Annotated in this window: 29 protein-coding genes; 11 read left to right on the top strand and 18 right to left on the bottom strand. The window is 52.1% G+C overall.

Going from position 1 to position 26356, the window contains the following annotated elements; genetic code table 11:
* Positions 1-8: 8 nt before the first annotated feature.
* Positions 9-854, top strand: coding sequence for a PTS mannose transporter subunit IID (locus tag ACRQ84_RS06665; RefSeq protein WP_008110411.1), 846 nt, complete (start codon positions 9-11; stop codon positions 852-854).
* 92 nt (positions 855-946) lie between these two features.
* Positions 947-1405, top strand: coding sequence for a DUF986 family protein (locus ACRQ84_RS06670; RefSeq protein WP_064738890.1), 459 nt, complete (start codon positions 947-949; stop codon positions 1403-1405).
* Here the strand turns inward: ACRQ84_RS06670 and rlmA are convergent.
* The 4 genes from rlmA to ACRQ84_RS06690 all read right to left on the bottom strand — a co-directional run bounded on the left by rlmA (position 1402) and on the right by ACRQ84_RS06690 (position 3677).
* Positions 1402-2208 carry a 23S rRNA (guanine(745)-N(1))-methyltransferase gene (gene rlmA, locus ACRQ84_RS06675; protein WP_483817540.1) on the bottom strand — a complete coding sequence of 269 codons (807 nt, stop codon included), beginning with the start codon at positions 2206-2208 and terminating at the stop codon, positions 1402-1404. The genes ACRQ84_RS06670 and rlmA overlap by 4 nt on opposite strands.
* Positions 2209-2349: 141 nt before the next feature.
* The gene (gene cspE, locus ACRQ84_RS06680) at positions 2350-2559 is read right to left on the bottom strand and encodes a transcription antiterminator/RNA stability regulator CspE (RefSeq protein WP_008110414.1); all 210 of its coding nucleotides are present in this window, start codon (positions 2557-2559) and stop codon (positions 2350-2352) included.
* An 83-nt stretch (positions 2560-2642) separates the two neighbouring features.
* A complete protein-coding gene (locus ACRQ84_RS06685) occupies positions 2643-2717 on the bottom strand; it encodes a DUF2627 domain-containing protein (RefSeq protein WP_110866451.1) in 75 nt (24 codons plus the stop codon).
* 684 nt (positions 2718-3401) lie between these two features.
* Complete coding sequence (locus ACRQ84_RS06690) at positions 3402-3677, bottom strand: YebO family protein (RefSeq protein WP_064738892.1); 276 nt, start codon at positions 3675-3677, stop codon at positions 3402-3404.
* A 215-nt stretch (positions 3678-3892) separates the two neighbouring features.
* On the opposite strand from ACRQ84_RS06690, the gene ACRQ84_RS06695 reads away from it, so the two are divergent.
* A complete protein-coding gene (locus ACRQ84_RS06695; protein WP_064738893.1) occupies positions 3893-4129 on the top strand; it encodes a YobH family protein in 237 nt (78 codons plus the stop codon).
* A 37-nt stretch (positions 4130-4166) separates the two neighbouring features.
* Here ACRQ84_RS06695 and kdgR read toward each other — a convergent pair whose 3' ends face one another.
* The gene (gene kdgR, locus ACRQ84_RS06700) at positions 4167-4958 is read right to left on the bottom strand and encodes a DNA-binding transcriptional regulator KdgR (protein WP_064738894.1); all 792 of its coding nucleotides are present in this window, start codon (positions 4956-4958) and stop codon (positions 4167-4169) included.
* A gap of 193 nt (positions 4959-5151) precedes the next feature.
* Here kdgR and ACRQ84_RS06705 point away from each other — a divergent pair, with 193 nt between their 5' ends.
* Entirely contained in the window at positions 5152-6534 is a 1383-nt protein-coding gene (locus ACRQ84_RS06705; protein WP_483817541.1) for an MFS transporter, read from the top strand.
* Between the two features lie 54 nt (positions 6535-6588).
* Here ACRQ84_RS06705 and htpX read toward each other — a convergent pair whose 3' ends face one another.
* The 4 genes from htpX to ACRQ84_RS06725 all read right to left on the bottom strand — a co-directional run bounded on the left by htpX (position 6589) and on the right by ACRQ84_RS06725 (position 11028).
* Positions 6589-7470: a protease HtpX gene (gene htpX, locus ACRQ84_RS06710; protein ID WP_483817542.1), complete on the bottom strand. Its 882-nt coding sequence runs from the start codon at positions 7468-7470 to the stop codon at positions 6589-6591.
* A 221-nt stretch (positions 7471-7691) separates the two neighbouring features.
* Entirely contained in the window at positions 7692-9731 is a 2040-nt protein-coding gene (prc, locus tag ACRQ84_RS06715) for a carboxy terminal-processing peptidase (protein ID WP_064738897.1), read from the bottom strand.
* Between the two features lie 19 nt (positions 9732-9750).
* The gene (gene proQ, locus ACRQ84_RS06720; protein ID WP_483817543.1) at positions 9751-10431 is read right to left on the bottom strand and encodes an RNA chaperone ProQ; all 681 of its coding nucleotides are present in this window, start codon (positions 10429-10431) and stop codon (positions 9751-9753) included.
* A gap of 96 nt (positions 10432-10527) precedes the next feature.
* Positions 10528-11028, bottom strand: coding sequence for a GAF domain-containing protein (locus tag ACRQ84_RS06725; RefSeq protein WP_064738899.1), 501 nt, complete (start codon positions 11026-11028; stop codon positions 10528-10530).
* Between the two features lie 217 nt (positions 11029-11245).
* Here ACRQ84_RS06725 and yebS point away from each other — a divergent pair, with 217 nt between their 5' ends.
* The 3 genes from yebS (at position 11246) to rsmF (ending at position 16595) form a co-directional block, all read left to right on the top strand.
* Entirely contained in the window at positions 11246-12490 is a 1245-nt protein-coding gene (gene yebS, locus ACRQ84_RS06730; RefSeq protein WP_483817544.1) for a membrane integrity lipid transport subunit YebS, read from the top strand.
* Positions 12459-15098, top strand: a complete 2640-nt coding sequence (locus ACRQ84_RS06735; protein ID WP_483817545.1) for a PqiB family protein — start codon at positions 12459-12461, stop codon at positions 15096-15098. Before yebS ends, ACRQ84_RS06735 begins: the two co-directional genes overlap by 32 nt.
* 72 nt (positions 15099-15170) lie before the next feature.
* Positions 15171-16595 carry a 16S rRNA (cytosine(1407)-C(5))-methyltransferase RsmF gene (gene rsmF, locus ACRQ84_RS06740; protein WP_483817546.1) on the top strand — a complete coding sequence of 475 codons (1425 nt, stop codon included), beginning with the start codon at positions 15171-15173 and terminating at the stop codon, positions 16593-16595.
* Positions 16596-16598: 3 nt separating this feature from the next.
* On the opposite strand, the gene ACRQ84_RS06745 is transcribed toward rsmF, so the two are convergent.
* Positions 16599-17246: a metallophosphoesterase gene (locus ACRQ84_RS06745; protein ID WP_483817547.1), complete on the bottom strand. Its 648-nt coding sequence runs from the start codon at positions 17244-17246 to the stop codon at positions 16599-16601.
* Between the two features lie 255 nt (positions 17247-17501).
* Here ACRQ84_RS06745 and ACRQ84_RS06750 point away from each other — a divergent pair, with 255 nt between their 5' ends.
* Together ACRQ84_RS06750 and ACRQ84_RS06755 are read left to right on the top strand one after the other, a co-directional pair.
* Positions 17502-18233, top strand: a complete 732-nt coding sequence (locus ACRQ84_RS06750; protein WP_483817548.1) for a class I SAM-dependent methyltransferase — start codon at positions 17502-17504, stop codon at positions 18231-18233.
* 539 nt (positions 18234-18772) lie between these two features.
* Positions 18773-18967, top strand: a complete 195-nt coding sequence (locus ACRQ84_RS06755; protein ID WP_483817549.1) for a hypothetical protein — start codon at positions 18773-18775, stop codon at positions 18965-18967.
* Positions 18968-19003: 36 nt separating this feature from the next.
* On the opposite strand, the gene ACRQ84_RS06760 is transcribed toward ACRQ84_RS06755, so the two are convergent.
* From ACRQ84_RS06760 to copC, 7 genes are all read right to left on the bottom strand, one after another.
* Positions 19004-19171 (bottom strand): hypothetical protein, encoded by a 168-nt coding sequence (locus ACRQ84_RS06760; RefSeq protein WP_196762328.1) that lies wholly within the window; start codon positions 19169-19171, stop codon positions 19004-19006.
* A 117-nt stretch (positions 19172-19288) separates the two neighbouring features.
* Entirely contained in the window at positions 19289-19615 is a 327-nt protein-coding gene (locus ACRQ84_RS06765; protein ID WP_483817550.1) for a hypothetical protein, read from the bottom strand.
* A 202-nt stretch (positions 19616-19817) separates the two neighbouring features.
* Entirely contained in the window at positions 19818-19961 is a 144-nt protein-coding gene (gene ymcF, locus ACRQ84_RS06770) for a cold shock small protein YmcF (protein ID WP_101764610.1), read from the bottom strand.
* Positions 19962-19963: 2 nt separating this feature from the next.
* Positions 19964-20176, bottom strand: coding sequence for a transcription antiterminator/RNA stability regulator CspE (gene cspE / locus ACRQ84_RS06775; protein ID WP_007889586.1), 213 nt, complete (start codon positions 20174-20176; stop codon positions 19964-19966).
* 1312 nt (positions 20177-21488) lie between these two features.
* Positions 21489-21836, bottom strand: coding sequence for a YebY family protein (locus ACRQ84_RS06780; RefSeq protein ID WP_064738906.1), 348 nt, complete (start codon positions 21834-21836; stop codon positions 21489-21491).
* Between the two features lie 33 nt (positions 21837-21869).
* Positions 21870-22751 carry a copper homeostasis membrane protein CopD gene (gene copD, locus ACRQ84_RS06785; RefSeq protein ID WP_483817551.1) on the bottom strand — a complete coding sequence of 294 codons (882 nt, stop codon included), beginning with the start codon at positions 22749-22751 and terminating at the stop codon, positions 21870-21872.
* A 3-nt stretch (positions 22752-22754) separates the two neighbouring features.
* A complete protein-coding gene (gene copC / locus ACRQ84_RS06790; protein WP_483817552.1) occupies positions 22755-23132 on the bottom strand; it encodes a copper homeostasis periplasmic binding protein CopC in 378 nt (125 codons plus the stop codon).
* A gap of 153 nt (positions 23133-23285) precedes the next feature.
* Here copC and ACRQ84_RS06795 point away from each other — a divergent pair, with 153 nt between their 5' ends.
* Positions 23286-23516 carry a DNA polymerase III subunit theta gene (locus tag ACRQ84_RS06795; protein WP_008110458.1) on the top strand — a complete coding sequence of 77 codons (231 nt, stop codon included), beginning with the start codon at positions 23286-23288 and terminating at the stop codon, positions 23514-23516.
* Between the two features lie 3 nt (positions 23517-23519).
* Positions 23520-24188 (top strand): exodeoxyribonuclease X, encoded by a 669-nt coding sequence (exoX, locus tag ACRQ84_RS06800; RefSeq protein WP_064738909.1) that lies wholly within the window; start codon positions 23520-23522, stop codon positions 24186-24188.
* Here the strand turns inward: exoX and ACRQ84_RS06805 are convergent.
* Positions 24182-26245, bottom strand: coding sequence for a prolyl oligopeptidase family serine peptidase (locus ACRQ84_RS06805; protein WP_483817553.1), 2064 nt, complete (start codon positions 26243-26245; stop codon positions 24182-24184). The genes exoX and ACRQ84_RS06805 overlap by 7 nt on opposite strands.
* Between the last annotated feature and the right edge of the window lie 111 nt (positions 26246-26356).

Below are 26356 nucleotides of genomic sequence, written 5' to 3' on the forward strand. Positions count from 1 at the left end.
GTGAAATCATGGTTGATACAACTAACACTCCAAAGAAACTCACCCCCGGCGATGTCCGCGGTGTGTTCCTGCGCTCTAACCTGTTTCAGGGTTCGTGGAACTTTGAACGTATGCAGGCGCTGGGCTTTTGCTACTCAATGGTGCCGGTGATTCGTCGCCTCTACCCAGAAAATAACGACGAACGTAAACAGGCGATTAAACGTCATCTTGAGTTCTTCAACACCCATCCTTACGTGGCGGCACCGGTGCTTGGCGTTACCATGGCAATGGAAGAGCAGCGCGCCAACGGTGCGCCGATTGATGATGCGGCGATTAACGGCATTAAAGTGGGTTTGATGGGGCCGCTGGCGGGCGTCGGTGACCCGATCTTCTGGGGCACCGTACGTCCGGTGTTTGCTGCGCTGGGTGCCGGTATCGCGATGAGCGGCAGCTTGCTGGGTCCGTTGCTGTTCTTCATTCTGTTTAATGCGGTTCGCTTGTTAACGCGTTATTACGGTGTGGCGTACGGCTACCGTAAAGGTGTGGATATCGTCAGCGATATGGGCGGCGGTTTCCTGCAGAAACTGACGGAGGGCGCGTCGATTCTCGGCCTCTTTGTGATGGGGGCCTTGGTTAACAAGTGGACGCATGTGAACGTGCCGCTGGTTGTATCGCGTATCACCGACCAGACCGGTAAAACCACCGTCACCACCGTCCAGTCAATCCTCGATCAGCTGATGCCAGGCTTGATTCCACTGTTACTGACCTTTGGCTGTATGTGGCTACTGCGTCGTAAGGTGAATGCGTTGTGGATTATCGTGGGCTTCTTCGCCCTCGGTATCTTCGGTTACTGGATCGGCCTGCTCGGTCTGTAATCACCCCGCCGGGAGCCTGGCTCCCGGCTATTTTAGAGCGGCATTACCTGAGCGCCAACGTTGAGGTAATTTCGATTGAGGAAGAACATCTTATGTCACTGACTGACGCCCTGATCGCTCTGCTGATTGCAGGCTTCGTACTGTTCGCCATTTATGATGAAGCGATCCTGCCGCGCCGAAATGGTCCTACCAAACTTCGCGTCGCTCTGCGCCGTCGACACAAAATCGACAGCGCTATTTTCGTGGTGCTGCTGCTGATTCTGTTGTGGAACAATATTGATAAACATGGCACGCAACTCACCACCAATTTGCTGATGGTGCTGTGCTTTATGGCGATTTGGCTATTTTGGGTTCGCAGCCCGAAGCTGCTGATGAAGGAGAATGGGCTGTTTTTTGGCAGCGTGTGGATCGACTATCGCCGCATTCAAAGTATGAACCTGTCGGAAGATGGCATTTTAGTGATGCAGCTGGAGCAGCGTCGTCTGCTGATTGCCGTCAAACAGCTTGATGACCTGGAACGAATCTACAATACGCTGGTGGAAGCGCGTTAACCACGCTGCCATAGTGTCAGCATGAAATCGGCATCGCAGGTAAACACGCTCGATGCCGCAAGATTTTGCCACACCTCTTCGCGCGCACGCCAGGCAAAGGGCGTCATCTGCAATAGGCTCACTGCCTCACTTCCGCTCAACGTCATGCTGTAATTCAGGTTTTGTTGATCGACCTGCTTAAAACCAGCATACACTTTCTCCTCCGCCGCGTGCAGCTGCACCTCGCGGTAAATCAGCGCTTTAAATTGCTGCAAATGATGGGGCCCCGGCGTCACCGTTAACAGATAGCCACCCGATTTAATCACGCGGCTCAACTCGTCTTCATTACAGGGAGCATAGATGCGCACCACGCCATCCAGAGATGCGTCGGCAAAAGGTAAACGCTGGCTGGACGCCACGCAGAATTTCACCGCGTGATAACGTTTAGCGGCCATGCGGATCGCTGCTTTCGCCACATCAAGACCAAAGAGTTGCGCCTGCGGTAACGCATCGGCCATCGCTGCGGTGTAATAGCCTTCCCCACATCCGATATCTAATACCTGTGACGCTTGCCCCTTCAAATGATCACCGAGGATACCGGCAACGCCATCGCGCAGCGGCTGATAGTGTCCGGCATCAAGGAATGCGCGGCGTGCCTGCAGCATCTCTGCGCTATCGCCCGGCTCGCGCGAGCCTTTGTGCTGCACCGGCAGCAAATTGACGTACCCTTCTTTCGCCTGATCAAACTGATGCCCCACATCACAGCGGAAGCTAGTGGCCTGCTGCAGTAAAGGCTGATGACAAAGTGGGCAAATCAAAGACATAGATAACTCCGGGTTAGCGATTCGCGGCGCAGTTTACCCTGGTCACCAGACGACAGAAAGGATAAAAGAAAAAGCCCCGTTCACAGAACAGGGCTTTAAGATTCGTTTCAGTGGTGCATGGCACCGAGCCTGAGGGCGAAATCAGATTGGGGTAACGTTGACCGCCGCAGGACCTTTCTGGCCGTCCTGGATTTCGAACTCAACGCTTTGGCCTTCGGCCAGAGTTTTAAAACCATTGCCCTGGATTGCAGAGAAGTGTACGAACACATCTTTGCTGCCGTCAGCAGGAGTAATAAAACCAAAACCTTTAGACTCGTTGAACCACTTAACCTGACCTTTAATCTTTGCCATTTCGCAAATTTCCTTTCAATGATTATATTGCCCGCAGGCAGACTTACAGATAAACCAGAGACATTACTGAATGAGGCACTAATTTAAGGTTCGGCAAGGAAGCGGTATTCAACGTCAACGTCTTTACTCGTAACTTCTTTACTGAAGATGCCATACATAAACAGAATTGTACCTCGTTTGACCCACGATTTGTTATCACATATCCGCAAATTAATGGCAAGCCATTTTTAAACGCTGATCGACATGACGCACATAATTAGTTATTTGGCGATACACTTCATCAAGCAACATATTGACACCCGACGCATTAGCTACGCAAAAAAGAGTTACCAGTCAATGTAGTTAGCGCCAAATAATCGCTTAGTCAAGCGCAGCGGCAATGTCTATAGGCGTGCAATTTAAGGTGTTAAAAGTACGACAAAAATATTGCACTAATATGGCATCAATAAAATATTCCACCAAAAATTTCAGCAGCCACACAACATCTGCGCACTGCTCAAATCTTGTACAAATAGTTTTATCAAGTATAAGTTATTAATTGTTTTGCACCAAAAGCAGGAGAGTAAATTAATAAACGCCCCATATAAACGCATTAACATTAGGTGGCATTTATCTCAATTTTAACTATCCACCCAACAATTAAATGTTGAAAAAAACATTGAATAGCTTGATTTAACAAATCCACCTTAGGATTAATCTTAGTTGATATTCATTGTGCACAGTTTCGTCGCTATTTGTGCAGTTCTCGATTATTTCTCTACGACTCTACACTACCCTGCTACGCACCATTTCAGTGCGTAGCAGGTATTCATTACATCGCTTACATCATAAATCCCAATAACTTAACGTTCCGGGATCATCCGAATAAAATCGCGTTCTTCATCCGCGTCTTCATCCGCTTGTGGTTTTGCTGTGGATGGCTGTGCATCAACAAGACGGCGCAGTAGCGCGTTCTGTTTCTTTTGCTCTTCGATAACGGCTTCCAGCAAACGAATCTGCTCACTGGCGCGCACGCTAGCGCGGTTGACGAAAAACCAGACAATAAAGGCCACAAGAATAATGATGGTCAGCACACCGTAGTTAAACAACGGGCTGGTGTTTGCGGCTAATTCGTTCATAACTGCCTCTGTAGTCAAAAATCAAACATCTACTCCGCCGCTGATTCTACTCGTTGCCGGCGCAAAAGATAATGGGTAGCCGCTGAAAGCAGATTATCCCGTGAGACCCTCTTTCAGTTATCTCTGATCGATTCGGTAGCTAAAGAGAGGCATGCTGTTACAGTAGATTCGCAGCAACGTCGGAAGCGCTGCGTTGTGTATCACAAGGAGAAAAGATGAAACTACTCATTCGGACGATTATGCTGTTGGCATTAATTTGGTTAGCGATGCTGCTCACCGGCTATGGCGTACTCACCGGCAGCAACAAGAATGCAGCGGGATTGGGCCTGCAATGCAGCTATCTCACTGCACGCGGCATGATCACGGCACAGTATCTGCACACAGACAGCGGCATTGTCGGCGTAACGGATTGTCCGCTGCTGAAGAAAAGTGGCGAAGTGGTCGACAATTAAGTGTGAAAAACGGGCTGGCAACAGCCCGTTTTTCATATTAGAAAGGATAGTTGTGGTAGCCCATTTGCTCAGACAGATTGCGCGCCGCACGATGCAGCATCGCCACATAATCATTTTTCGCCTCTTCAGAAAAACGAATAGTCGGAAACGAGATACTCAGTCCAGCGATAACTACGCCAAAGCGGTCAAATACCGGCACCGCTATGCAGCGTAAGCCCTCTTCCTGCTCTTCATTGTCTTCGCCAAATCCCTGCACTTTCACCTGATCCAATACCGCCAGCAGCGCTTCTGCCGTCACAATCGTTTTGGCGGTGCTGCGCCGGAATTCAACTTCCCTCAGAATCTCCTGCACTTCACCGCGGTCGCGCCATGCCAGCAGCACTTTACCAATTGCGGTAGTGTGCAGTGGATTGCGACGGCCAATGCGTGAATACATGCGCAGGTTATACAGCGAATCAATTTTATGAATGTAGACAATACTGTCTTCTTCCAACGCGCCGAGGTGAATGGTTTCTTTGGTGAGACGCGAAAGCTCGCGCATCTCAATATCGGCGCTACGAATCAGATCGACGTTCTGTAACGCTTTAGCACCAAGTTCAAACAGCTTGAGCGTCAGCGAGTATTTCTCACTTTCCCCTTCCTGCGCCACATAGCCGAGTGATTTCATGGTCTGGAGAAAGCGATAGACAGTGCTTTTCGACATCATCACGCGTTGGGACAATTCGGTAATGCCGTGATCGCGCTCTTCGCCCAGCGCCTGCAGTATGCCAAACACTTTCATCACTGATGAAACGGAGTCTGGCTGTTTATCATTATCGCTGCTCGCCATGGCGCGTATCCTTTTTTGACAGTGTTTCAAAAAAAACGGAACAGAAGCGCCAGTATATGCGTTTCAGCCTGATGGCGGCAACGACTGACGCAAAGTGACACATCCCCACGTAATTTTATGTCAATGAATGCGATGCTTTTCGGCAGCGAATTGATTAGCATGATGATATTCACTTCCTTTACTTACCTAACTTATGTCCTCTACTGTTGCTCAGGATGGATTGCCCGTTCCCCAGCGCTATGGCGCGATCTTAACCATTGCCCTTGGGATTATGATGGCGGTGTTGGATGGTGCAATTGCCAACGTTGCCTTGCCGACCATCGCGCGTGAACTCAACGCTAGCCCAGCCGAATCGATCTGGATTGTTAACGCCTATCAAATCGCTATTGTCATCTCGCTGCTGTCGCTATCTTTTCTCGGCGATATGCTGGGTTACCGCCGCGTTTATCAAGTTGGACTTGCGTTGTTTATCGCGACCTCACTGTTTTGCGCGCTCTCCTCATCGCTGAATATGCTGACCGTGGCGCGTGTGCTGCAAGGTTTTGGTGGCGCAGCACTGATGAGCGTGAACACCGCACTGATCCGCATCATCTATCCACAGCGCTTCCTCGGACGCGGTATGGCAATCAATTCGCTGATCGTTGCTGTCTCCAGCGCGGCCGGCCCAACTGTGGCGGCGGCAATCCTTTCTGTCGCCAGCTGGAAATGGTTGTTCCTGATAAACATTCCACTTGGCATCGTTGCGTTGTGGCTGGCGTTGCGTTTCCTGCCGGATAACACCCAGAAAGCGAAGCAGCAGAAATTTGACGTGCCCAGCGCCATTATGAATGCGCTGTTCTTCGGTCTGCTGATTTCCGCGCTAACCGGCTTTTCACAAGGCCAAAATGGCTGGCTGATTCTGACTGAGCTTGTGGTACTCATCGTGGTCGGGGTGGTGTTTATTCGTCGTCAACTTGCCATGCCGGTGCCGCTTCTCCCGGTGGATTTACTGCGCATTCCTCTCTTTTCACTGTCGATTGGCACCTCAATTTGCTCGTTCTGCGCGCAGATGCTGGCGATGGTGGCGTTGCCGTTCTTCCTGCAAAACGTGCTGGGCCGTAATGAAGTGGCAACCGGATTGCTGTTAACGCCCTGGCCATTGGCAACCATGGTAATGGCACCAATTGCGGGCCGCCTGATCGAAAAATACCATGCGGGATTATTGGGCGGATTAGGCTTAGCCTTGTTCGCAGCTGGCCTGTTCTTGTTGGCGCTGTTGCCTGATCAACCAACCGATGTGGATATCATCTGGCGCATGATGCTGTGTGGTGCTGGTTTTGGCCTTTTCCAGTCGCCCAACAATCACACCATCATCACCTCAGCACCGCGTCATCGTAGCGGCGGTGCCAGCGGCATGTTGGGCACCGCGCGTCTGGTGGGACAGAGCAGCGGCGCGGCTCTGGTCGCGCTGATGTTTAATCTGTTCAACGACAGCGGTACACACGCTTCACTGCTGCTGGCGGGTGGCTTTGCCACTGTCGCCGCCGTGGTGAGCCTGGCGCGCATGACGCAATCACGCCAGGCTGCCGAATCCTGAAAACAGCAAGGGCGCCATCTGGCGCCCTTTATTTCTGGTATATCGGACCACTGACTACTTCAGGTATTCACCGCTGCGCAACGCTTCGATACGTTTATCGAGCGGCGGATGCGACATGAACAGCTCACTCAACGATTTGTTTTTACCGTTGATGCAGAAAGCCATCATGCTGCTTGGCTCCTGCGGCTCGTAGCTGGTTTTCAGACGTTGCAATGCGGCAATCATCTTCTCGCGACCAACCAGCTTAGCGGAACCCGCATCAGCGTGGAATTCACGGTGACGCGAGAACCACATGGTGATGATGCTGGCGAGGAAACCGAACAACAGCTCCAATACCATTGAGACTGCAAAGTAAACCATCGGATTACCGTTGCTGCTCTCTTCGCCATCGCGATTACCCGACAGGAAACCGGAAGCAATCTGCGCCAGGATGCGCGAGATGAAGATAACAAAGGTGTTCACCACCCCCTGAATCAGCGTCATGGTGATCATGTCACCGTTGGCGATATGCGCGATTTCGTGCGCCAGCACCGCTTCCGCTTCATCACGGCTCATATTTTGCAACAAGCCGGTAGAAACGGCGACCAGCGACGCGTCACGGCGTGCGCCTGTCGCAAAAGCGTTAATGTCAGGCGCGTGATAAATCGCCACCTGCGGCATCGCAATGCCAGCCTGTTGTGCCTGGTGGCCGACAGTTTGCATCAGCCAGCGTTCCGTCTCATTACGCGGTTGTTCAATAACCTCACCGCCAACGGATCGTAACGCCATCCATTTGGACATCAGCAGTGAAACAAACGCACCGCCAAAGCCAAACAGACCTGCCATTATCATCAGACCTTGAACACTGCTTGACTGGATTCCTGTCAGACTCAAGATCAGTCCGAATACCAACATCACCGCCAGGTTGGTGAGCAGGAAAAGAGCAATACGCATCATAAACGTTAATCTTCCTCAGTTGTGCACGCGCAAATGCGCGGATATCTATCCTATGGTCATTGCTGCGCATTTCAAGCAACCTTAATCTTTAAGTGCCTAAAAAGACATAACTTTACATTAAGCTGCAAAGTGCGCAATTCGGTGCATTCGCACCTTTTAATAACGATTTTAGTGTAAAAAAAAAGCACCGCCTAAGCGGTGCTATTTGAGAGGCCGATGGGTTATTTCGCGCCTACCGTGGCCGGCTGAGATTTCTCCAGCTGGGCCATATCGTTAGCGATTTTCACCGTTTCATCCAGATACGGATCCGGCTCTTTATAATCTTTCGGCAGATCTTCAATGCTCTTCAGCGGTGCTTTGCCTTCTGCCTGATAGCGTGCGTTGATACGCTCCAGACGCAGTGCATCATCTTCACGATTCTCTTTCTCACGCTGGGCAAGATTGAGAGAGACGATATTACGTTTTTCTTTCATCGCATCGAAACGCGCAATATCTTTCATGATGTACTGGAACTCACGATCTTTCGCGATGCGATCGGCGTGCTCTTTGGTGAGCTGCGGTACCAGCGGCGCGATATCGCCGGTTTTGGTGTAGCTTGCCGCATTCACGCTGTCCCAAGGCAACGCGTTGTCCTCGAATTTCTCACCGGTTTCTGCTGCTTCTACGCCGGTTGGCATCAGCAGATCAGGCGTGACGCCTTTACGCTGGGTGCTGCCACCGTTGATGCGATAAAACTTCTGAATGGTGTACTGCACCGAACCCAGCGCTGGCCACTCCGGACGCAGCATCTGATCGTAGATGCGATTCAGCGAGCGATATTGCTGCACTGTACCTTTACCAAAAGTCGGTTCACCAACGATTAGCGCACGACCATAATCCTGCATTGCAGCAGCGAAGATCTCAGAAGCCGAGGCACTAAAGCGATCGACGAGCACTACCAGCGGTCCTTTGTAATAAACAATGCCGTCGTTATCGCTGTCTTCACGAACGCGGCCATTGTTATCACGCACCTGCACCACTGGACCGCTCGGAATGAACAGCCCCGACAACGAAACCGCTTCAGTTAATGCGCCGCCACCGTTAGTACGCAGATCGATCACCACGCTGTCGACATTCTGCTTTTGTAGTTTCTGCAGCTGCACTTTCACATCGTCAGTTAAGCCAACGTAGAAGCCAGGAATGTCGAGCACGCCGACTTTCTCTTTGCCCACATTATGCACGGTGCCTTTCACAGCCCGATCTTCCAGGCGGATCTTCTCACGCGTCAGCGTAACGGTGCGGGTTTTGGCACCCTTACCCGCTGGCAAGACTTCCAGGCGTACTTTACTGCCCTTTGGCCCTTTGATTTTTGAAACCACATCATCTAAACGCCAGCCAATCACATCTTCCATCGGCTTGCCAGGCTGACCGACACCGACGATGCGATCGCCCACACTGATCGATTTACTCTTCGCAGCCGGACCGCCCGCGACCATCGAGTTAATCACCGTGTAATCGTCATCCATCTGCAGCACTGCGCCAATACCTTCCAGCGACAGGCTCATTTCGGTGTTGAACTGCTCAGTATTGCGCGGTGAAAGATAGTTGGTATGCGGGTCGATTTCATGCGCAAACGCGGTCATCGCAAGCTGGAACACATCTTCACTGTTGCTTTGTGCCAGGCGACGGATGGCAAAGTTGTAACGCTTGGTCAGCGTTTCGCGGATCTCTTTCTCATCTTTACCGGCCAATTTCAGGCTCAGTTCGTCATATTTAACTTTGGCATCCCATAGCGCGTTGAGCTCATCAACGCTCTTTGGCCAAGGCGACTTTGCCCGGTCAATGTCAATAGTGTCATTGCCGGTGAAATTCATAGGGCGGTTCAGCACGCTCAGCGCATATTGATAGCGCTCAAAGCGGCGTTTTTGCGCCAGATTGTAGAGATCGTAAAACACATCCAGCTTACCGCTGCGGAACTCATCACCAACGGTACTTTTTTTGTCGGCGTATTGCGCAATATCTGAGGCCAGCATCACGTTGTGGCTGTAGTCGAGCAAATTCAGGTAGCGATCAAAGATTTTCGCTGAAAAGTCCTGATTTAAATCGAACTGGCGATAGTGAGAGCGGGTGAAGCGTGAAGTAACGCGTTCGCTGACGGTGGGATGCTGGGGATCTTCGTGTAACTGGGGAATCTGGTCGGCGCGGGTAATATTATCTGCACCAAAGGTGGGGCCTGCTAAAAGCAGGCCCGCGATCATACCGATCTTTAAAATGTTGTTCATGCCAGGGTCAGCCTCCGTTTCAGAACTGCAAATGTTCTGCGCGCACAATCATAGCCATGCCGGAAGCGAGCTGAACCCGAACGCCATCTTTAGTAATTTCAAGAATGGTAGCGTCCATTGCACCTTTGCCTGCAGTCACTTTGATGTTCTGGCCGGGCTGCAACGTTGAGGTATCAGTGACAGGTTTAGCACGCGGTGGCTGCGGTGCGTCTGCACGTTCAGTAGCGGCCGCACGCGGCGCCTGTGGACGCGGCTTACGCGGTGCATCACCTTCGGCAGCTTTACGCGGAGCAGGTTTGCGTGGACGACGTTCAGCGGTTTCTGCACCGGCTTCACGCTTTTTCGCTTTCTGCTGATCGCGCTGCGCCTGAACGCGTGCTTTAGCTTCTTCCAGTTGCTTGCGCGCATGTTCTACGTGTTGCTCATCCAGCACGCCACAGGCGTTGCCATCGAGATCGACACGAATAGCACCCGCTTTGATGCCATACAGATAACGCCAGCTAGAGGTATAAAGACGTAAGGCAGAACGCAGTTGCGTCTTGCTCAGGCTAAGTTCGCCTTGAACACGCTCGACCAGATCTTGAAAAATGCCGATTTTGAGCGGACGCGCCTCGCCTTCGGCGCTAAAGCATTGCGGAAAACGTTCCGCCAAAAAGGCGATGACTTCTTTACTGCTATTCAACTTAGGTTGATTTTCCATGAAATTTCCTGATTACAACGGATTTGCCGACCAGAGCAGGCATGAACAGGCGACATTATAATGACAACATCGCCAAATGCTATGTGATCCAGTCGATTAGCTGTGCGTCAGCTGAATAAATTTTACGATGTCGCTGCCCGCCAGCACTTCACAAAGCCCGTCGGTAAGGGCCATCAGCCCCGATTTATCCTCGTTGTCGAAGCGAGAATAAACCGTACTATCAATGTCTAAAACACCTACGAGGGTGCCATTTACTTTCAGAGGAATCACGATTTCAGCGTTACTGGCTGCGTCGCACGCAATATGGCCCGGGAACGCGTGCACGTCTTCCACCAATTGCACTTTATCCTCAGCCACCGCAGTACCGCAGACACCTTTACCAACCGGAATACGCACGCAGGCGATTTTGCCCTGGAACGGACCCAATACCAGCGTGTTCGGTTCAGTCAGTAAATAGAATCCTGCCCAGTTAACGCCTTCCAGGCGTTCAAAAAGCAGCGCACTGCAGTTGCCGAGCGCGGCCAGGAACGAGGTTTCACCCGCCAACAGGGCGCGGACATCGCGATTCAAATCCTCGTAAAAAGCTTTTTTGTTCATTGTTCAACCATAACTCGTCACTGTGGTGACCTTGATGTCACTCAGTTGTTAAAATAAGCACTAATAATCCAGGCGCATAAGGTGAATCATTCTATTAGTTACTATACCCTTAGCAGGCGGTGGATAAGAGAATTCTGGTACCACCGAATATTGCAGGCAAATTTGCACTGCTCAGCATGCCGATAAAAGTAACGAACGATGGGCACTTGCGTCACCTATGAAAATTCACGCTATCAGCCAGACGTTGCCCCACGCACGTTATCAGCGTTGTCCGCAATGCGATACCCTTTTTTCCTTACCGGATGTGAAATCACATCAGACAGCCTATTGCCCTCGCTGTCATGCACAAATTCAGAGCGGTCGTGACTGGTCGATGACGCGACTCACCGCCATGGCAGTAGTGATGATCGTGTTGATGCCGTTCGCCTTTAGCTTGCCGTTGGTCGATATCCGCCTGCTTGGCATGCGCATTAACGCCAGTCTGCTGGAAGGCGTGATTCAAATGGCGCAACAGGGCGATACGTTAACAGCATCGATGGTGGCATTCTGCACCATTGGCGCGCCCGTGACGCTCGTGGCGGGCATCCTCTATCTGTGGGTGGGCAACGCGCTCGGTATGAATCTGCGCCCGGTCCTGCTGATGATGGATAAGCTCAAAGAGTGGGTGATGCTGGATATCTATCTGGTCGGCGTGGCGGTGGCCTCTATAAAAGTGCAGGATTACGCCTCGCTGGAAGTGGGCTACGGCTTAGTGGCCTATATTGCGCTGACGGTGCTGAGCCTGCTGACGCTGATTCACCTTAACGTTGAGCAGCTCTGGGAACACTATTATCCGCAAGCGTTGCCCACTTCCCCGCCGGAAGAGTGGCAAGTGTGTCTGAACTGCCATCAAACCGGTGTGCCAGATGAACGTGGTCGCTGCACACGTTGCCATACGCCGCTCGACTATCGCCGTCGCCACAGTTTGCAGAAGTCATGGTCAGCACTTATTGCCTCGATTGTGCTGCTGATCCCCGCCAATTTGCTACCGATTTCGGTGGTGTACGTCAATGGCGCACGCCGCGAAGACACCATTTTCTCCGGCATTCTGGGGCTGGCATCGGGCAATATACCGGTGGCCGCCGTGGTGTTTATCGCCAGTATTCTGGTGCCCTTTACCAAAGTGTTAGTGATGCTGACCTTGCTACTCAGTATTCATTTCAAATGCGAACAGGGTTTAAAAACCCGTATTCGCCTGCTGCGCGCCGTAACCTGGGTGGGCCGCTGGTCGATGCTGGATCTGTTTGTGATTGCTGTAACCATGTCGCTGGTCAATCGTGATCAGCTACTGGCTTTTACCATGGGACCGGCCGCCTTCTACTTTGGCGCCGCCGTTGTTCTGACCATTATGGCTGTAGAGTGGCTTGATAGCCGCCTGATCTGGGATGCACATGCAACAGGAAACGCCGACTACACCGACTAGCGCCAATCTGCGCAACAAGCGCAAGATTTCGCCGTTCTGGTTATTGCCCATTATCGCCCTGCTGATCGCTGGCTGGCTGCTGTGGACCAATTATCAGGAGCGCGGTACGACGATCACCATTAACTTCCAGACCGCCGACGGGATTGTGCCGGGGCGCACACCGATCCGCTATCAGGGCGTGGAAGTGGGCACGGTGCAAGGCATTGTGCTGAGTGATGACTATCGAAGCATCCAGATTAAGGCCAGCATCAAAAGTGACATGCGCGATGCCCTGCGTGAAGACACCCAGTTCTGGCTGGTAACGCCGAAAGCATCGCTGGCGGGCGTATCCGGACTTGACGCCCTGGTTGGTGGTAACTACATCGGCATGATGCCGGGCAAAGGTAAAGAGAGCGATCACTTCACCGCACTGGATACGCAACCGAAATATCGCGTGAATACGGGCGAACTCCTTATTCACCTGCGTGCGCCAGACCTCGGCTCGCTTAACACCGGTTCGCTGGTCTATTACCGTAAAATCCCGGTCGGTCGCGTCTACGACTACAGCCTGAACAACAGCACCGATGGCGTCACCATTGATGTACTGATCGAGCGCCGCTTTATCAATCTGGTGAAAAAACAGAGTCGCTTCTGGAATGTCTCCGGCGTTGATGCGGATGTCAGCTTGAGCGGTGCCAAAGTGAAGCTAGAGAGCCTTGCCGCCTTAGTTAACGGCGCGATTGCCTTCGATTCCCCCAATGATGGCCAGCAGGCCGAAGTCGATGCCAACTACCAGCTTTATCCCGATCTGGCGCGCAGTCAGCGCGGCGTACAAGTGAAACTGGATCTGCCGAGCGGCGATAACCTGAAAGCCGATAGCACACCGCTGATGTATCAGGGATTGGAAGTCGGCACCTTAACCAAACTCAACCTGCTGGATGGCGGTAAAGTGACAGGTGAGCTGACCGTGGATCCTTCGGTAACCGGGCTAATGCGCAGCGGGACTCGCATTGAGATGCGCACACCGAAGATCAGCCTGACCGACACCAATCTCAGCAGCCTGTTGACCGGTAATACTTTCGAGCTGGTACCCGGTGAAGGCGAACCGCAGGATCATTTCACCGTGTTACCTGCCAGCGAAACCCTGCTACAGAAACCCGATGTGCTGACGGTGAAACTCAGCGCGCCGGAAACGTACGGTATTGATGCCGGCCAGCCGGTAATGCTATATGGCATGAAAATCGGCCAGGTAATTTCGCGTACGCTGGATGAAAATGGCATCAGCTTTGTAGCGGCGATTAATCCTGAACACCGTAATCTGGTGCACGCCGACAGCAAGTTTGTGGTGAACAGCCGCCTCGACGTGAAGTTTGGCCTCGACGGTATGCAGGTGCTGGGAGCCAGCGCGCGCGAATGGGTAGATGGTGGCGTTCGCCTGATCCCCGGTGCGAAAGGTAATCCGTCCAACCGTTATCCATTATATGCCGATGCGGAACGTGCGGAAGAAGGTATCGTCGGCGAACAGCCGCCGACTACGCTGAAACTCACCGCCAACAGCTTGCCGGATGTGCAGGCCGGTTCGGTGCTGCTTTACCGCAAATTCCAGGTCGGCGAAGTGGTTGATGTGGTACCGCGCGCAGATGCCTTTGAAATCTCGATTCACATCCAGCCGCAATATCGCAAGCTGCTCACCAACGAGAGCGTGTTCTGGGCAGAAGGCGGTGCCAAAGTGCAGCTCAATGGCAGCGGTTTAACCGTGCAAGCGTCCCCGCTTAATCGTGCGCTTAAAGGCGCGATCAGTTTCGATAATCTGACCGGTGTGCAGGCGGCGAAAGGCGTGAAACGTGTGCTGTACTCTTCAGAAACCGCGGCGCGTGCGGTTGGCAGCCAGATTACGCTGCACACCTTTGATGCCAGCAAGCTCGCCGCCGGTATGCCGATTCGCTATCTCGGCATCAATATTGGTCAGGTTGAATCATTGGCGCTGAGTTCTGATAACAATCAGGTTCACGCCAAAGCGGTGCTTTATCCAGAATACGTGCAGGACTTCGCGCGTATCGGCAGCCGCTTCTCGGTGGTGTCGCCAGAGATTTCCGCGGCGGGTGTTAACCATATCGAAACGCTGCTGCAGCCTTATATCAACGTTGATCCGGGCAAAGGTTCACCGGCGCGCACCTTTGAACTGCAGGAAACCACGATCACCGATTCACGCTACCTTAACGGCTTGACCATTTATGTTGATGCCGCTGAAGCCGGATCGTTGTCGGTGGGCACGCCCGTGCTGTTCCGTGGCGTTGAAGTGGGTACCGTGACCGGAACCTCGTTGGGTAATATGGCGGACCGCGTGCAAATTGCGCTGCGCATCAGCAAGAAATATCAACATCTGGTGCGTAACAACTCGGTGTTCTGGCTGGCTTCCGGCTATAACTTCGATTTCGGCCTGATTGGCGGCGTATTGAAAACCGGCACCTTCCAGCAGTTCATCCGCGGTGGCGTACAATTCGCGACCCCGCCAACGGTGCCGTTAGCACCGCAGGCCGGCGCCAACAAACACTTCCTGCTACAGGATGAAGCGCCGAAAGAGTGGCGTAATTGGGGCACGGCGATTCCGGACCCTAATCAACCTTAAGCAAATCGGGCAGCCAGGCTGCCCGATTCTTTTTCGCATGTTACACTTCGCGTTCATTTTTTTTCCCGGTAGATGCCCGTGTCCGATCGCTTTCCCGAAGATTTCCTCGCGCTGATGCGTGCCAGCTTGACTGACGACGCCGAACTGCAACGCTTTCTCGCCATTAGCCAGCAACCGCTGCGCCGCAGCTTACGTGTTAATACCTTAAAAATTAGCGTGGCCGATTTCCTTACTCGGACTGCCAATTACGGCTGGCGTTTGTCGCCGATTCCGTGGTGCGCTGAAGGTTTCTGGATAGCGCGCGATGATGAATCCCTGCCTCTTGGAAGCGTGGCGGAGCACCTTAGCGGACTGTTCTACATTCAGGAAGCCAGCTCAATGCTGCCGGTCACCGCACTGTTTGACGCCGCGCCCGATGCACGTCAGGTCATGGATGTGGCTGCCGCGCCAGGCTCCAAAACCACACAAATGGCCGCGCTGATGCGTAATGAAGGTGCGATTCTGGCTAACGAATACTCCGCCAGCCGCGTCAAGGTGTTGCACGCTAACATTAGCCGGTGCGGTGTCAGTAATGTCGCGCTAACCCATTTTGATGGGCGCGTATTTGGCGCGGCACTGCCAGAACGTTTCGATGCGATTCTGCTCGATGCGCCCTGCTCCGGTGAAGGTGTGGTGCGTAAAGACGCCGATGCACTGCGTAACTGGACGCTGGCCAGTACTGAAGCGATTGCCGAGACGCAACGTGACCTGCTGGAAAGCGCCTTTCATGCGCTACAACCCGGCGGCACGCTGATTTACTCTACCTGCACCCTGAACCAGATCGAAAACCAGCAGGTTATTCATTGGCTGCAACAGCGTTATCCCGATGCGGTTGAAATTGTGCCACTGAACGATCTGTTCCCGGGAGCCGAGCAGGCGTTAACCGCGGAAGGTTTTTTACACGTATTCCCACAGATTTTCGATAGCGAAGGTTTCTTCGTCGCTCGCCTGCGTAAAACCGCCAGCTTACCCGCGCTGCCAACGCCAACGTACAAAGTTGGCAAACTGCCCTTCTCTCCGGCCAGCCGTAAGCTGAGCGCTGAAGTGCAGCAGGCAGCGGCTAAAGTAGGCTTGCGATGGGATGAGAACCACACGCTGTGGCAGCGCGATAAAGAGCTGTGGTTGTTCCCGGCGGCGCTGGAGAGTTGGCTGGGCAAAGTGCGCTTCTCGCGCATCGGCCTCAAAATGGCAGAGACTTTCCCGAAAGGCTATCGCTGGCAGCATGAAGCGGTCGTTGCGTTGACGCAGCCTGGCAGCGCGCTGGATTTCGAACTCACCGCTGCAGAAGCAGAAACCTGGTATCGCGGCCAGGATATTCATCCAGAAACGTTGCCAGATCGTGATGAAGTGATCGTCACCTACCAGCAGCAGCCGCTGGGATTGGCTAAGAAAGTCGGCAATCGGATTAAAAACAGTTATCCGCGCGAACTGGTGCGCGACGGACGCCTGTTCCGTTAAGCGTTACTGCAACTGCACCAGGGTAAGACGATTGCCGAATACCGCGCCAGTATCGATGTAGTGCTGATTCGCCACATTGAGCGGCTGTTCTAACGGCGTGTGACCGAAATAAAACTCACTGGCGCCATCAATGTGGGCCGAACTGCCGCGTTGATGGCGTCCGAGTCGATCGCGACTCCACACCACTTGTTGCCAATCAACATCCTGCCCCATCGCATAGTGGCTGGCAGGATAATCGGCGTGTGCAATCACCGCTACGCGATCGCCAAAATCCAGATGCAAGATCAACGGTAACTCGGCGCAGCGCTTCAAGGCATGGCGCGCAGCGATTAATTTTGCGCCTTTCAGCTGCCAAAACCATTCGCCGCCGTTCATCATCCACAGGGTTTGATCTCGACCTTCCAGCGCGGCGAGCGCCATCTGTTCATGATTGCCACGCACGCAACGAAACCAAGGTTCCACTATTAGCGCTAAACAGCCAGGACTGTCCGGCCCGCGATCGATTAAATCGCCAACCGACAGCAATAAATCCTGCTGCTTATCGAAATCCCGCTTGAACAGTTGCGCATCAAGTTGGGCGCGGCAACCATGCAGATCGCCGACCACCCAAATGTTTCGCCACATATGCGCGTTTACCTTTTGGTAAAGCATGTAATCTTCCCCGGTTGACTGGAAGTTTAGTGAGCCCGGCATAAAGTATAGTCGGTAAGGTTTAGCCAGCGGAGGGAACAGCATGAGCGGACGGAAACAATTCATTGGTGTATTAATCGTTATTTTCATTGGCAGCTTGCTGCTGCTGGAATCACTCGCTCGCCTGGTGCATCTGTTATTTGTGGGATAATTACGCGACTTTACATTTCGCACTAAACGCCTAAACTCCTTTGCGCATCATATAAAGGAGCCTGTATGAGCCAGAATATTTACGACAACCCCGATTTTTTTGCCGGTTACGCCACCTTGCCACGTTCCGTTAAAGGATTAGACGGCGCGCCTGAGTGGCCTGCGCTGCGTGCTTTGCTGCCCGAATTACAGGGCAAACGCATTCTTGATCTAGGCTGCGGCTACGGCTGGTTTTGCCGCTATGCACAGCAGCAAGGCGCACATGACGTGCTGGGACTGGACGTTTCCGAGAAGATGCTGGCGCAAGCCGCAACGATGTCGCAGGGAACGGAGATTCGCTATCAGCGTGCCGACCTGGAAACGCTGCAGCTCAACGCATCCTTCGACCTTGCCTACAGTTCGCTGGCGCTGCATTACCTCACCAATATTGATGGGCTTTTCGCAACCGTGTTTGACGCGCTGACGCCGGGCGGAGCGCTGGTGTTTTCCTGCGAGCATCCGATTTACACCGCACCCACGCAGCAGCAATGGATTGTTGATGAGCAACAGCACCGCAGTTGGCCGGTGAATAATTATCAGCAGGAGGGTGAACGCATCAGTAACTGGTTTGCCGACGGTGTTAAGAAGCAGCATCGCAAGCTGGCAACGTGGATCAATGCAGTAATCGGCGCAGGATTTGAAATCGTGCATCTCGATGAATGGGGACCAGGCGAAGAGATGGTCGCGCTGAATCCCGCATTGGCAGAAGAGCGCGATCGTCCGATGATGTTTTTACTGGCCGCGCGTAAACCTCGCTAAGTATTTATGTGGCTGCAGGAAACAGCCACATTAAATACCACTTTGGGTGCCAGGATTAATTGTGCGCCAAAATGGTCGCCTATACTGGGCGAACGCTTTTCTAAGCCGCTAACTACATTTTAATTTTCGCTCTGCTCTCGATATCCACTATCGTGACAAACCGGCTTATGGAGATAATCAGCATTTATTCATTGTTATGTCCGGTTTTAATCATCCCGATCCCACGTTCTATGATTTCACTAGGTTGCAAGATACTCAATCGGCGGTGTTGTGGATAAAAGATGATTTCAACGGTTTACCCGCTTACTATCTTTGCAACAATATGAATGTTGATATTGAACACGTGGGTGAGCACGTTGATTCGCTCGATAGTTGAGCTGACGGCACCCTCAAACGTCTCAATACCTGGCACCTCTAAAGGAGGAAGCGAGGTGCGATATTTCGGCATTAAACGTAATATTAAAAATATTATTACTGCCGTGCCGCAGTTTTATATCGGGGATTATACTGCCTCAATGTAGCCTAAAGTGGGTAAAGCGATGATGGGTACGATTACGCCCGCTGCTATCACGCTATTAAATAAGCTCGTGTCGAACGCTATACGACGCGATCACCAGCCAGACAAAATTATCAATCTGTTTACTGCTCTCGCCGATTATCAACGTGAACAGGAAATTACCCCCTACTGGGATCATATCCAAAATGGCAGCGGCTGGGATGCTGTACACAATTGATCCCAGCAGAAATGGCGCATTGCTGCTTTCATTGCATCAGCGAGTAATTAAAAATATCGCCACTAAGAAGAAGGCTAATAAACCTGCGAATGTCATTGTCCCAATACGCGGGTTTTTGGCCCGCCCAACGACCACACCAATAAAGATACAAAGCAGAGTTAACGTGCCAATCATTACCCAGAGAAGATATTGTGTGTTTGCCATGAGGGATCCTTATTAACCGGCAATAAAACAGATGGGCCAATCTTATACCATTTTTCACGCATGGTGGCTGCAGCTATTTGACTGCATTTTTCGACCGATAATGGCTTGGTAAGCAGATTATCGAGTTACATTGCGTGCGCAACGCACGGATTGCAGTGCCTGCAACTGCGTCAGACGCGCTGTGGCTTTGCTGTTGGCATTTGCTTTTGCGATGCCGTTACCGATACCAAAATCGCCAACGAAACCCATTACCGTCAGTGCATCAAATTCTCCGGTTTTATCAATCTGTTGCTTAACGCTAAGCGTCTTCGCAATTTCCAGATTCAGCGCAGTACAGTCATAAGATTGCGCTTCGGCATCGCTCACGCTGGTGGATTGTGGGTACTGTTTAAGGGCACAGCCGCTTAACAGCAGCAAAATCAGGAGAACAATAGGCTTATGCATCACGTTGACTTCTCACGTTATTACGATGATTTTATTTATCAGCGGAAAATATAGCACGTGACATCACGCTCGATTAGAGGAATAAGCAAGCAAAAAGGGAGGGTTATGCATAAAAAAAGCACTGCCGGAGCAGTGCTAGTAATACTTGAATCAAGCAATTGCCTGATAAGCCCTAATAATTATCAGGGCAGAGCATCCGCTATTATGCAGTTTTCAACACAATCATTGATGATTTGCAGAAAATACATTTAGCACCATGTGGGTTCATTTTCGTAATATCGAACGCAGAGGTGCGATATTGTGAACTCTGGCAGTGCGGACATCTTAAACGATTATAAATGCGAATAATTACAGACCTAATACATTTGTTGCAGACGGACCTTTAGGGCCATCTTCAACTGAAAACTCAACGCGCTGACCTTCATCAAGTGAGCGATAATCAGTGCCCTGGATGGCTGAGAAGTGGACGAATACGTCCTTGCTGCCATTTTCAGGAGAAATAAAGCCGAAGCCTTTTTCTGAGTTGAACCATTTTACCGTTCCAAGAATTTTGTTAGACATAATTTTTACCTTTTAAATGAGCCTATTGGCGTAAGGGCCGAGTTGCAGATACGAATCAGAACTTAGGATAAGACTCAAAGAGAAAGGGCTTGAAGCGGCACTAACTGGGATGAGAAATACAATGGGAACTAACCTTCTAACTGTCTGCTATTCAGACCGACGAAGCATTAACGCATTTATCAGCATCACACGCAAGCAAAAAGATTTTTTATTTTATACATGAAAATATATGAATTAGCGCCTATAGCAGGTTAAGCAAAGGTTCAATTACCCTTATTTTTCTGGATGAATAGCGAAAATTTAATTGCTAACCATCACAAGTTGCATTGCGAAAGCAGAACGTACGCGGATGCCTGACCTATCATTACAGTGCAAAGGGTTTCTATTTTAGAGGATTCGAATGTATGAACAGATGTCTAAGCGGATTGTTCGTCATAATTAACGTGATAATGTTGTCTGGCTGCTATCACGCTGAGCGACCTATAGGGCCTGACGGACGTCCCAATGTGCAAACTGAACAGCCAGCGCCAATTGGGCCAATGAGTAAGGGACCGGTTGGTCAACCGCAAGCCTAATCGCGGCAAAAAAACCCACCGAAGTGGGCTTAGTTATCAATCAGGCTGCTTGTCCCCTGACTCTGGTGCCAGACTTTCATCATCTTTATCGTGCTCATCTGGCTTAGCCTTCGCATCGTCTTCAAGCTCATCAGCTTCAATCGGTCTATCAGACATAAATCCCCCTCGGTTGCTTAGAACATTAAGCGTAGGAGGCTGGAGGAAAGTAAGCCTAGCGCGTCAAATCAATTACCCTGCATGAAAGTAATCCCATCACTCAGACTCGAAATTCTTGCCGCTATTTACTCGTGATGAGCGAACAGTTGTTAAGGCATGCTTAAAGGGAAAGCTTCAGCCTGAATATGCTAAGACATGGATGTCTAAGATAAAAACATATCGATGATTTGAACGGACTGGAATTTGGGTGGTCAGGTATAAGTGATGGTTTAGACCGGATATGACGATTTTGGGAAAATTTCGGACATTTCATTTTTTCTTGTTATATATCAACGGCATAAAAAAAGACCGAATACGATTCCTATATTCGGTCCAGGGAAATGGCTCTTTGAGAGCCGTGCGCTAAAAGTTGGCATTTTTGCAGGCGAGGACGCCTTGCCATTTAAAGGTAGTTGAGGATTGCTGCTTTTCCAGCCAATCATCATATTTGGTACCGAAAGGTGACAACTCTGTGATCGCGCAGACAGAAGAGGAAAACAAGCGTAGCGGCTAAAAGGTGCGCTACGCCTGAAAAACGAAGGTTACTTACCGCAAAGTTGCTGGGCGCGATCGATGATCGGCTGCAGGCTCATTTTCTGGCCTGGATGCGCTTTATCTTCGGCTACGATGGTGTCAATCGATTGTAGCGTGCCCTGCCCGGCGGTTTTGCGCGCATAGGCTTTATCGTTGAGCGGATACTGCAGCAATGTGCCCGGATTAATCGCGAACAGCGCGCCGTCTTTCTCGCAGGTCAACATCACCTCTTCGCGGGTGAAGGGCCATTTATCTTTTCCAATCTCAAAACGGCTGACGGTAATAATCTGTGCCGCCATCGCCTGGCTGCATAGCGCCATCAATACGCAAGCTGGAATCAGTTTCTTCAGCAAAATATCGACCTCATTTCATCTTCTTTAATGACACATTCAGGCCGGTGACAGCGTGGCAAACACGCTGACCAACCCAATAACAATAATGGCCAGCAGCAGCTCAAGCTGCGTCAGGCGAATAAACAGTTGCGATGCATTACTGGCCGCCAGGCGAAAGCGCGGCACCAGCAAGTAGCGATTGGTCAACGCGATAGCGATCATCAGCATGACGAGTAGCACTTTCACTACCAGCAGCTTGCTCCACAGCGTGGGTTGCCAATTCAGCGGTGAACCGGCAATCAACAAGCTATTAATGATGCCCGTTAACAGCGCTAACGCCACGGCCAGGTGTCCGTAGCGCGAGAAGCGCATCATGCAGCGGATCGCATCGGTGCGAACGGCAATCTGGCGCGCTTCCTGCATCAACAATAACAGCGGCAATAATCCGCCCGCCCAGAATGAAGCCGCTATTAAATGCAGCGCGTGATTGCCTTGTTGCAGCACGCCGGGCCAGCCATCATGCATCGCGGCATGCCCCACGCCCGCTAAGGCGATGAGTTGCATTAGGCCGCTACACAGCAGCAGATTTTGGCGCAGCGTGCCACGCAGCAGCAGTGCCAGCGTACTCAGCAGTGCAAAAGCGATTTCCCAGCGCCAAACCTGGCCGAAACGCGTGCTGAGCACGGCTTGCCAGGTTGCGCTATCACTGACATTACGCCATTCGCCGCTCATTAAGCCGGTTTGCGTCGCCAGCATTAACACGGCACTCAACAAACTCAGCATTGCGCTGGTGCCCAGGATGAGGAGTAAACGCTGCGCCAACTGAGCACGATAGCGGCGCGGTGCCAGCAATGCAGTATAAAAGGCGCTGCCCGCAAGCAACAAAACCGACATAAAGTGCAGCGCGCGCAGGCTAATCCACAGCGTGCTCAGGCTCATCAATCACTTCACGCTGAATACGTAGCTGCCTTTGGTTTTATGACCATCCACAGATAGCACATGCCAGTTCACCTGATAACTGCCCGACGGCAGCGGTTGGGCAATCGGGACAATCAGCTGGTCATGCTGCTTATTGTTCAGTTTGGCCTTCTCGACCGCCACCGGCTGGTGTTGCGCATTGAGCACTTCCACACCGCTAAACGCCGGTTCAACGTCTTCAGTAAAGGTTAACGTCAATTGCTGCGGTGAATGCTCAACCACGGCTTTGTCAGCGGGAACCGGGCTTTTCAGGTGAGCATGAGCCAGCGCAAACTGGCTAAAGGCGAGCGTGGATAACGCCAACAACAGCGCCACAACCGGGTTAAACGCAGTTTTCTTCATTACTTCTTCCCTTATATATACGGCAAACCACCGCAAACGTGGCAGCAGGATACGCCGCCGATCTGCGGGTGTCGAGACTTGCGGTGCGATCCAATCCCCTTGATCCCTGGGTCTGAAACCATTACTTTTGCCCCTGTTTATCAGGAGAAAAGCATGAGCCAAAACCTTGCCCTGCTCTCGCAGGAAGAGAAAGACAAAGTGAATGTCGATCTGGCCGCCGCGGGTGTTGCCTTTAAAGAGCGCTACAATATGCCGGTGATTGCCGAAATGGTGGAACGTGAGCAACCCGAAGCGCTGCGTGACTGGTTTCGTCAGCGTTTAATGAACTATCGTCAGGCTTCGCTCAGCCTGTCGCGCCTGCCCTACGAACCTAAGCAGAAGTAATCTATGTTACGTGTTATTGATACCGAAACCTGCGGCCTGCAAGGCGGCGTGGTTGAAGTGGCATCGGTGGATGTCATTGATGGTCAGATCGTCAATCCGATGAGCGACTTAATCTGCCCGGATCGCCCGATCAGTCGTCAGGCGATGGCGGTACATCGCATTACTGAAGCGATGGTGATCGGCAAACCCACCATTGAAGAAGCGATTGGCCGCTATCACGGCAGCCCACATTACGTGGCGCACAATGCCAGTTTTGATCGCCGCATGTTGCCCACCATGCCGGGCGAGTGGATTTGTACCATGACGCTGGCGCGCCAGCTGTGGCCCGGGATTAAATACGGTAATCAGGCGCTGCGTCATAGTCTTAAGCTGGAAGTCACGCCCCCGGCCGAACTGCATGCGCACCGCGCTTTGTATGACTGTTACGTCACCGCGGCCTTGCTGATCCGCATTATGGAAACATCAGGCTGGAACGCAGAGCAGATGGCGAACTTGTGCCAACCCGCACCTGTGAGCGGCGATGTGTTCCCGTTCGGTAAATATCGCGGTCAGAGTATTGGCAGCATCGCGCGTAAGGATCCAGGCTATCTGCGCTGGGTACTGGAAAATGTGCGCGATTTGCGCCCACCGTTACGGCAGGCGCTGCGCAAGTATGTGAAGAGCGATCAGTAATCGACGCGGTCTGGCAAACTACCCTGCGCCAGGCCGATCAGAAAAGTGAACTCCTGCGCTACCCCTTCATAAGCTTTGAAACGCCCCGATTTACCGCCGTGACCGGAATCCATCTCGGTGCAGAGTAACAATAGCGAATCGTTGGTCTTCAGCTCGCGTAGTTTCGCTACCCACTTGGCCGGTTCCCAATACTGCACCTGCGAATCGTGCAGGCCGGTGGTCACCAGCAAATGCGGATAGGCTTTAGCCTCAATGTTGTCATACGGGCTGTATTCACGAATGGTGTGATAGAACTCAGCCTGCTCGGGATTTCCCCACTCATCGTATTCGCCGGTGGTGAGCGGAATCGACGGATCGAGCATGGTGGTGACCACATCAACAAACGGCACCTGTGCCACCACACCGTGGAACAGATCTGGCGCCATGTTGACCACACCGCCCATCAGTAATCCGCCAGCGCTACCGCCCATCGCGTAGAGCTGCTGGCGATTGCCATATCCTTTCGCCACCAGCGCTTCGGTGACATCAATAAAATCGGTGAAGCTGTTGATTTTATTCTTCAGGCGCCCGCCGTCATACCATTGCTGTCCGAGTTCGCCGCCGCCACGCACATGTATGATGGCGTAGACGAAGCCGCGCTCCAGCAAGCTGATGCGGCTGGTGCCGAAGCTGGCGTCCATGCTGCTGCCATAGGCACCGTAGCCATACGCCAGCAACGGATTTTTGCCGCGCTGGAAATGCTTGCGGTGGTAAACCAGTGACACCGGAACCTCGGTTCCATCACGCACCGTGATCCACAGATGCTCGCTTTTATAATCCTCAGATTTAAAGCCCGGTACCGGCGTACGCTTCAGGACACGGCGATCGCCGGTTTCCATGTTCAGTTCAAACAAGGTTGTCGGCGTGGTCATTGAGGAATAGCCGTAGCGCAACGTGTCGCTTTCCGGCGAAGGATTGTAAGCCAGCCAGGTCACATAGGCCGGATCGTCAAAAGCGATACCAAAGCTTTCACCGCTCTCCCAGTTAATCTGCCGTAACGTATTCACACCGTGCTGCCGCTCTTCGACCACCAGCCAATGGCGGAACAGCTGGAAGTCTTCCAGCACCACGTTGTCACGCGCCGGGATCAGCGATTGCCAGCGCGCTTCCGCTAGCCACGCGCTGCGATAGAGGCCGAAGTTTTTGCCGTCGCGATTCGAGCGAATGTAGAACTGGTGGTTGTAGTGATCAATGCTGTATTCGTGGTCCCGGCGACGCGGGCAAAACGTTTGCGGCTGCGCATCCGGATATTCGGCATCGATCAGCAGAATCTCGCTGGTGGTAGTGCTGAACAACGCGATCAGAATGAAGTGCTCAGAGGTGGTTTTGTGCACACTGAGGTGGAAGGCATCATCCTTTTCCTCATACACCAGCTGATCGTCAGATTGTGGATGACCGAGTTCATGGCGCCAGACCTGATACGCCAGCAGCGTTTTCGGATGCTTACGCACGTAATAGAGCGTGCGGGAATCGTTGGCCCAGGCAACGCTGGATGAAGCATTGGTTAACACTTCTGGATACCAGCTACCGCTCTGCAAATTACGGAAGCGAATGCCATACTGGCGACGCGACAGAAAATCTTCAGCTAAGGCCATCACCTGATTATCCGGCGTAATCGCTAGCGCGCCCATGGTGTAAAAATCGCTGTGTGATGCCCGCTGGTTGCCATCGAGCAGCAGTTGCCAGGGCTCATCGGCTGACACATCGATCGGTTGTCGGAAATAAGCGGGATATTCATTGCCGACTTCATAGCGGCTTTGATAGCGATAACCGTTTTTCACATACGGCACCGAATGATCCTGCGGTGGAATACGGTCGACGATCTCTTTCAGCACCCTTTCCTGTAACGGATTTTGTGACGACATCATGGCGCGACCGTAATCATTTTCGGCATGCAAATGGGCCAGCACCTCAGGATTCTCGCGGTCGTCATCACGCAACCAGTGATAATTATCGATGCGCGTTTCACCGTGCAGATTCATTGCATGGGGGATTTTTTTCGCGTGTGGCTGATTCATTAGGCTCTTCTCCCTGAAGGACAACATTCTGCAAGCGTGGCACTAATCGCGCGCGATGCCAAGCTGCGCGCATCATCACACTGCGCGGGGTAAGCCAAACATGAGAAGCGA

It is taken from the genome of Pantoea sp. E2023-21, assembly GCF_051302795.1.
Taxonomy (GTDB): Bacteria; Pseudomonadota; Gammaproteobacteria; order Enterobacterales; family Enterobacteriaceae; genus Pantoea; species Pantoea ludwigii_A.